This window comes from Achromobacter sp. FW305-C-28 (assembly GCF_058783235.1).
Map to the genome: position 1 here is coordinate 1 of NZ_JBYSYL010000033.1, position 719 is coordinate 719.

The following is a 719-nucleotide window of genomic DNA, read 5'->3' on the forward strand; positions in this document are numbered from 1 at the left end:
AAATCTCTACTTCTGATCCGGACTAATACGGGGTTAGGGTCATGAGCCGGAAATCTCTACTTCTGATCCGGACTAATTCGGGGTTAGGGTCAATGCGGCTCGAAATCGAGAGCAATTAATTGGCCATATCGACAAGGCGGATATTGTTCCGTTGGATTATAGAAACTTAACGCCTGCCAATCAGAGTTTGGTCAATTCCTGGATTAAAGGTCTCACCGCTGAGCAGCAGGGCAAGATTCTTATTCTGAGGTAAGAGCTATGGCAATGTATATATGTATAGGCAGGAATTCTGGTTGGTCAACCTCTGGTGGAGTTTTTGATTGTATTGTTGAGTCAACACGAGGTTTGTTTAAAGAGGATGAGCAAGGCTGCCTGAGTGATATTTACGCTCCTCTTGATGGTCAAGGGCAGAGCCTTATTGCGTTGGATACTGCTGGCGAAAGCTGCTTCAATTTATTCTACTCTTATTGCGAGAGTGCTATGAATAACTTTCCCCTTTCGGATAGAGCAAAAATAGTGCCAAAAAGTCATATTCCTGGAATTTTATGGAATTGGTCTGAGGTTCTGAGGCTTATGAGAGAGGATCCTCGGTATAGGGAGGGCTGAAAATAAAGAGCCAGATTCTGAGGTTCCCCAAAATAGGTGACCTCCTCCCCCGAAGTGGACAGTCTCAGGTTGGAGAAACCGGCAGGGTTTGGTCGGTAAAAAACTGACGCGCA

1 pseudogene is annotated in these 719 nt (G+C 45.3%); it reads left to right on the forward strand.

Going from position 1 to position 719, the window contains the following annotated elements:
• Positions 1–103: 103 nt before the first annotated feature.
• Positions 104–253, forward strand: a pseudogene (locus tag AC3WMR_RS30675) (hypothetical protein); the annotation flags it as partial.
• Between the last annotated feature and the right edge of the window lie 466 nt (positions 254–719).